Genomic DNA, 6,939 nt, shown 5'->3' on the forward strand with positions numbered 1-6,939 from the left:
CTAGCACTCGGGCGCTTCGGGCAGTCAGAACCTGAACCGCGGCACGAGGACGCAGACAGCGACCCGTACGCGCGCGTTCGTGGTGCACACGCTGGTCACGCAGCTGTTCGTCGAGGGCGGCGACTACCTCGACTCCGACACCGTCTTCGGCGTGAAGCCCTCCCTCGTCAAGGACTTCGAACGGCAACCACCCGGCACCCTGACACCGGACGGCCGTGCCGTGGCCGGACCATGGTCACGCGTCACCTTCGACATCGTCCTGGCCCCGGCACGGCTGCCCACGCCACACCCATGACTCCACGTGTGTCCACTGAGGACAGAAGCTGCGGTCAGCTGTCGCTGGTGTAGACGTCGTCCACGACGAACGTCTCGTCGGCGTCGGCCGTGCTGCTCGCGGAGAACTGGTGGCCGGTCATGTCGCTGGTGGTGCCGTCGGCGCGGGTGGCCGTGCCGACGGGGACACCGTCGACGGTGACGGCGGCTCAGCCCGCCGTCGGTGGACACCAGCTGGCTGTTCTCCGCGGAACCGTCGGCGTCGTAGTGGTTGACGTAGCCGCCGTAGACGGTCCGCGTGGGCGACGCCGCGGTCCCGGTGTCGTAGGCCTCGGCGGTCGCGTACCAGGTCACTCCCCGGTCGAGAAGAGTTCACGGAACGGCATTCCATGTCAAGCAGGCGTCGACGGCGCCCGGCAGCGCGACGGTAATTCGCCGGATGTGACGAAAAGACAGCGAATCACCTGGTTTACGTCGCCGCGGTCGGTGGCACGCCGGTGGACGCGAAAAGAACATTGTCGTCCAACATCAATTATTTGGGGGATTCAACACCATGCGATCGTCCATTGCGATCGTCGGTGTCGGACCGCGTGGCCTCAGCATTCTGGAAAGGCTCTGCGACGCCGGTCCGACCAGGAGAAACGACCTGACGGTACACCTGATCGACCCGAACCCGGCCGGTTCGGGAGCCCACTACCCGGAGCAGGCGAACCACCTGCTGATGAACACCGTCGCCGGTCAGGTCTCGATGTTCCGCACCGGTGACTCCGCCACCGAAATGCCCGTTTCGGGTCTCGGTCTCGCCGAATGGGCCGGCGTCGACGACAACGTCTACCTGCCGCGCAGCGTCCTCGGCCGTTATCTCACCTACCCCTACCGCCGGTTCCGCCGAGCGGCGGCGAACCGGTGCACACTCCGGGAGCACCGTGCGCGGGCCACCCAGCTCCGCCTGCTGCACGACCGGAGCTGGGCGATCCACCTGTCGGACGACTCGACCGTCCGCGCGGACTTCGTCTTCCTCACCACGGGCCACGGCGCGAACCACCCCGGGCCGGAGGACGAGCGGCTCCTGCGGTTCGCCGACGACTTCGCCAGCACCAACCGGCGGCTGCGCCACCTGCCCACCTGCTACCCGCTCTGGCAGCTCGACACGATCGACCCCGCGTCGCGGGTCGCCGTGCGCGGCATGGGCTTGTCGGCGATCGACGTGGTCGCGAGCCTCACCGCCGGCCGCGGCGGCCGTTTCGTGCCCCGGCGCGGCGGCGGCCTGACCTACCGGCCGAGCGGGCAGGAACCCAGGCTGTTCGTCTACTCCCGGTCGGGCCGCGTGTTCTGGCCGCGCGCGACCAACCAGAAAGCGCCGGCGGACACCTACCAGGGCACGTTCCTGACCGCGGACGTCGTCGGCGCCCTGCGGGCGACGCACGGACAGCTCGACTTCGACGAGCACGTGCTCCCGCTGCTGCTGGCCGACATGCGTGCCGCCGCCACCTCGACCGGTACCGTGCCCGAGCCGGCGCGGATCGACTCGGTGCTGCGCCCGCGGCGGCTGCCGAGCCATCGGACGCTGGACGAGTACCAGGCCGCGATCGTCGACTTCCTCGCCATGGACGAGGTCCGCGCCGCCGAGGGCAACCTGCGCGATCCCGTCAAGGCGGCGACCGACGCGCTGCGCGACCTGCGGGACAACCTGCGTTCCGCGGTGGAACACCGGGGGCTCACCCCGGAGTCGCACGAACGGTTCTGCCGCGTCCACGCGCCGTTGATGGACACGGTGGCCGCGGGACCGCCGCTGTCACGGGCCCAGGAGTGGCGTGCGCTGTTCGAAAGCGGCATCCTGCGCCTCGGCTCGGGACCGGCGCCGCGGGTGCGGACCGACGAGGAGTCCGGCACCTTCGTCATCGACGGCGACCACCGCTCCTCGCCGGCCACGCAGTGCGACGTGATCGTGGGCGCCGCCGTCGACAGGTTCATGCCCGAGCGGGACACCTCCTCGCTGGTCCGTTCCCTGCTGACCGCCGGGCACGCGCGCGGCTTCCGGAACGGCCCGTTCAGCCCGGGTGGGTTCGACATCGACACCGCGGGCCGGCTGGTCGGCGCGGACGGCACCGTCGCGCCCAACATCTGCGCGGTCGGCCACCTCACCGAAGGCCCGCACTACTTCACCAACATGCTGCCCGCCCCCGGTCTCGACTCCCGGGTGACCGCCGACGCGGCCGTCGCGGTCGACGCCATGGCCGAACACCTGCTGCGGATCGAGGCGTCCCGGGGCGAACCCGTCGGCGTGGGCACGCGAGGACTCATGCAAGGAGCCATGCGATGAACACCGACACCACCCGCTGGATCGAGCCGTTCACCACGACGGGCAAGCACGTCTCGCTCGTCCCGCTCGAGGCAGGCCACGAGGCGCCGCTGATCGACGCCATCAACGACGGGAACGTCTGGGACACCTGGTACGCCGCGGTGCCCACGCCGGAGAGCATGGGACGCGAGATCGAGTGGCGGCTGGGCCTCGCCGAGGAGGGCCGGATGCTGCCCTTCACCGTGTTGGACGCCAGCAGCCGGATCGTCGGCATGACCAGCTACATGAACATCGACGCGGACAACCGGCGCCTGGAGATCGGCCACACCTGGTACGGCAGGAGCGTGCAGCGCACCCCGCTCAACACCGAGGCGAAGCTCCTGCTGCTGCAACGGGCCTTCGAGCAGCACGACTGCATCGCGGTCGGCTTCCGGACCGCGTTCTTCAACCAGCCGAGTCGCCGCGCGATCGAACGGCTGGGCGCGAAGTTCGAGGGGATCTGGCGCAACCACGTGATCCTGCCGGACGGCACACTGCGGGACACCGTCTACTACAGCATCATCAACAGCGAGTGGCCCGCCGTGCGGCGGCACCTGACCTGGCTGCTCGAACGCCCGGGAGCCGACTAGTGGCCGCCACCAGCACGATGGGCCGCGCGGACGAGAGGACGGGGACCGCGCTGAAGCCGACCGAGAAGACCGCCGTCTTCCTCCTCGGGCTCTGCGCGTTGCTGAACATCTACTCGACGCAACCGCTGCTGACGGAGCTGGCCGCGACGTTCCGGGTGCCCGTCGACCGGGCCGCGTGGACCATCAGCGCGACCACACTCGGCGTCGCCGTGGTGGCACCGTTCGCGGGTTCGGCGTCGGACTACCTCGGCCGCAAGCGGGTGATGCTCGTCGCGATCGGGGCCAGCGCGGTGGCGACCGCGGCGTGCGCGGCCGCGTGGAACTTCGAGGCGTTGCTGGCGCTCCGGTTCCTGCAGGGCATGCTCATCCCGTTCGTGTTCGCGGTGGCCGTCGCCCACATCGCCGAGGAGCACACCGGTGCCACGGCGGTCGCGGCGAACGCGCTGTACGTGTCCGGCACGGCGTTCGGCGGTTTCTGCGGACGGTTCCTCTCCGGTGCGGCGACGGCGCGGTACGGCTGGCGCGCGTCGTTCGTCGTGCTGGCGGTCGTGCTGTTGGTCGTCCTGGCCACCACCGCGGCATGGCTGGCGCCGGACCGGCGGTTCCGGCGCGCCCGGTCGCCGCTCGCCGGTGTGCGGGGCATCGGCGGGCACCTGCGCAACCCGCGGCTGCTCGGCACCTGCGTCATCGGCGCCGCCATCCTCTTCCTCCAGGTCGGGTCGTTCACCTTCGCGGGACTGCACCTGCAGGCGCCCCCGTTCGGTCTGACCACGGTCCAGATCGGCGCGGTGTTCGCGGTCTTCCTCGTCGCGGTCGTGGTCACGCCGCTGGCCGGCACGCTGATCAACCGACTCGGCCGGCTGGGGACCTTCGTCCTGGCCAGCGCGGTCTCGCTGGCAGGTCTCGGTCTCACCCTGGTCCCCACGACGTGGACCGTGATCGCCGGGCTGGCCGCCTCGTGCACCGGGGTGTTCTGCGGGCAGTCCTGTGCCACCGGGTACGCGGCGGAGTCCGGCGGCACCGCACGGTCCGGCGCGGTCGGGCTGTACCTGACCTCGTACTACCTGGGCGGCAGCCTCGGCGCCGTGGCTCCCGCCCCGCTCTTCGCGGCGGCGGGGTGGAGCGCGTGCGCGGGACTCCTCGCCGCCGTCATCGGAATCAGCGTGGCGGTCGCGTTCGCCGTCTGGCGGAAGGGAGTGCGCGAATGATCGACCTGGACAGCAGGGACACGTTCCACTGGCTGTGCCAGCTGGACAAGGCCTCGACGGTCATGACCGTCGAGTGCGGGATCACGCCGCACGAGGTCGGCGTGCGGACCGCGAGGGCGATCACGGCCGTGGTCGCGAAGGCCGCCGCGCCAGGCGCCGACCGCCCGACGGACTACCTGGACGTCCAACCGCTGGTGAGTGCGATCGCCGGTCCCGACAGCTCGTACGTCCACTCGGGACGCAGCCGCCAGGACATGCTCGCCACCGTGCACCGCCTGATGGTGCGCGACCGCCTCCTCCTGGTCCGCCACGGGCTCGACGAACTGCGGAACCGGCTGCTGGCACTGGCACGCCACCACGCGTCGGCGATCGTGCCGGCCTACACCAACGGCGTCCAGGCACAGCCCGTCACGTTCGGACATCTCGTCCTCGGCTACGAGCACGCGTTGCGGCGGTCGGCACAGCGGTTGGCGGAGGCATACCACCGGGTCAACCTGTGCCCGCTCGGTGCGGCGGCACTCGCGACGTCGAGCTTCCCGGTGGACCGGGCCCGGCTGGCCGAACTGCTCGGTTTCGCCGCTCCCGTCCGCAACTCGTTCGACGCGGCGCAGCTCGCGCCGGTCGACACCGGTTTCGAGGTGGCGTCCTGCGCGATGGGGCTCGCGTTGTCCATCGGTACGTTCATCCAGGACGTGCACGCGCAGTACCACCACGTGCGGCCCTGGATCCGGCTGGACAGCGACGGCCTGCTCAGCCCGAGCACCCTCATGCCGCAGAAGCGGAACCCGGTCGCGCTCAACCGGGCCCGGCTGCTCGCCAGCGAGGTCGTCGGCGACGGCGTGACGACCGCACTCGCGGCGCACAACGTGTGTTCCGGGCTCACCGACTACAAGCGGGCCGAGGCGGCGCACACCCTGGACCGCGCCATCGCACTGCTCGCGGAGGTGAACGCGATCGTCGCCGCGCTCCGGGTGGACGAGGAGGCCGCGCTCGCCGAGGTGAGGTCGGACTACTCGACGACGTCCGAGCTGGCGAACGTCCTGCAGCGCGACGCGAACGTTCCCTTCCAGGTGGGCCACCGGTTCGCGTCCGCTCTGGTCTCCCACGGGCGCGCCGCGGCCCTCCCCCCGGCCGCCGTCGCCTTCGGTGACGTGACCCGCCTCTACCGCGAGGCCGTCGCCGACTTCCCCGACGTCGCGGGCGAGCTCCCCCTCACCGAGGAACAGTTCCGCACCGCGCTCGACCCCGCGACCATGGTGCGGTCGTACCAGGGCTACGGCGGTCCACAGGGGACCGAGGTCGCGGCCATGCTGGCCGAGGCACGCGACGCCCTCGACGCGGACCTGGCGTGGACGAAGGGGGTCGCGGAGCGCCTGCACGCGGCCGAGGACGCGCTGGAAGCCGCCTTCACCGCGCTCGCGACCATGTGATCACGGGTCTGCCATTCGGTGGGTTTTTCCCCTACCATCACGCACCGGGTTGATGGGGTGACGCATCGGGCCCGTACTCCGGGTCCTGGTGCGTCCACACCGAGAGGAAGAGGAGATGCTGCGCATCCACTTCACCCCGGAGGACCTGGCCAGGACCCGGATCAGCGCCGGGCCCCAACCGATGTGGGAGCTGCTGCTCAGCACCAACCGGCTACGCGGCCGCGACGGCGACGTCGTCTTCGCCGGGTGGCGCCGGACCGTGGCCGCCCGCACGCCCGTGACCACCCGGCTCCTGACCGATCTGGCGCCGGTCACGGGCTACTTCGCGGACTTCCTCACCCCGATCGCCGCCGCGGCCTCGCTCGACGAGGCGCTGGAGACGCTGCGGCGCACCCCGCGGCGACGGCTGCGCCACGACCTGGCCGTCCTCGCGGGCAGCCGCAGGCTCCCGGCGTGGACCGCGGCGCTGGCGGACGGTCATCCCGAGACGCTGAACACGCTGGTCGACGCCGCCGAGCAGTACTTCGCGGCCTGCCTCGCGCCGTACTGGGCACGCGTGCGGGCCGCCGTCGACCAGGAGCGGGCCCGGCTGGGCGCGGCACTGGCCGTCGGCGGCTGGGAGTTCGCGCTGGGCGGCCTGCACCCCACGGCCCGCTGGCGCTACCCGGTGCTGGAGCTGGGTTATCCGGTGGAGCACGACCTCCACCTCGACGGCCGGGGCCTGCACCTGGTGCCGTCGTTCTTCTGCTGGGGCCTGCCGACGACCTTCCGCGACGCCGAGTTCGAGCCGACGCTGGTGTACCCGATCGAGCACGCGGTCGGCTGGTCCGAGCCCGACGGCGACCGCAAACCGCTCGCGGCGCTGCTCGGCCGCACCCGTGCCCGGGTGCTGGAGGAACTCGGCGAGCGTCCCGGCACCACCAGCGACGTCGCCTCCCGCACCGGCACCAGCGTCCCGACCGCCAGCCAGCAGGCGGCGACCCTGCGTGCCGCGGGTCTGGTCGACACCCGGCAGAACGGCCAGTCCGTGCTGCACTCGGTCACCCCGCTGGGCCGGGCACTGCTCAGCGGCGCGATCAACTGACAGAGCCGGCGTC

General features: G+C 71.5%; 6 protein-coding genes. All 6 read left to right on the plus strand.

The genetic code is table 11. The annotated features are described in order from the left end of the window. Positions 1 to 79: 79 nt before the first annotated feature. The 6 genes from ACJ73U_RS17470 (at position 80) to ACJ73U_RS17495 (ending at position 6,926) form a co-directional block, all read left to right on the plus strand. On the plus strand, positions 80 to 295 hold the full coding sequence (locus tag ACJ73U_RS17470) for a hypothetical protein (protein ID WP_407778698.1): 216 nt from the start codon (positions 80 to 82) through the stop codon (positions 293 to 295). Between the two features lie 531 nt (positions 296 to 826). Further along, complete coding sequence (locus ACJ73U_RS17475; RefSeq protein WP_407778699.1) at positions 827 to 2,596, plus strand: FAD/NAD(P)-binding protein; 1,770 nt, start codon at positions 827 to 829, stop codon at positions 2,594 to 2,596. Beyond that, on the plus strand, positions 2,593 to 3,204 hold the full coding sequence (locus ACJ73U_RS17480; protein WP_407778700.1) for a GNAT family N-acetyltransferase: 612 nt from the start codon (positions 2,593 to 2,595) through the stop codon (positions 3,202 to 3,204). Before ACJ73U_RS17475 ends, ACJ73U_RS17480 begins: the two co-directional genes overlap by 4 nt. Further along, positions 3,204 to 4,412: an MFS transporter gene (locus ACJ73U_RS17485; RefSeq protein WP_407778701.1), complete on the plus strand. Its 1,209-nt coding sequence runs from the start codon at positions 3,204 to 3,206 to the stop codon at positions 4,410 to 4,412. The genes ACJ73U_RS17480 and ACJ73U_RS17485 overlap by 1 nt, the downstream gene beginning before the upstream one ends. After that, positions 4,409 to 5,842: a lyase family protein gene (locus ACJ73U_RS17490; protein ID WP_407778702.1), complete on the plus strand. Its 1,434-nt coding sequence runs from the start codon at positions 4,409 to 4,411 to the stop codon at positions 5,840 to 5,842. Before ACJ73U_RS17485 ends, ACJ73U_RS17490 begins: the two co-directional genes overlap by 4 nt. A 115-nt stretch (positions 5,843 to 5,957) precedes the next feature. After that, on the plus strand, positions 5,958 to 6,926 hold the full coding sequence (locus ACJ73U_RS17495; protein WP_407778703.1) for a winged helix-turn-helix domain-containing protein: 969 nt from the start codon (positions 5,958 to 5,960) through the stop codon (positions 6,924 to 6,926). Positions 6,927 to 6,939 lie beyond the last annotated feature (13 nt).

The sequence above is a fragment of the Actinophytocola sp. genome (genome assembly GCF_045807065.1).
In the GTDB taxonomy this organism is placed as follows: Bacteria; Actinomycetota; Actinomycetes; order Mycobacteriales; family Pseudonocardiaceae; genus Actinophytocola.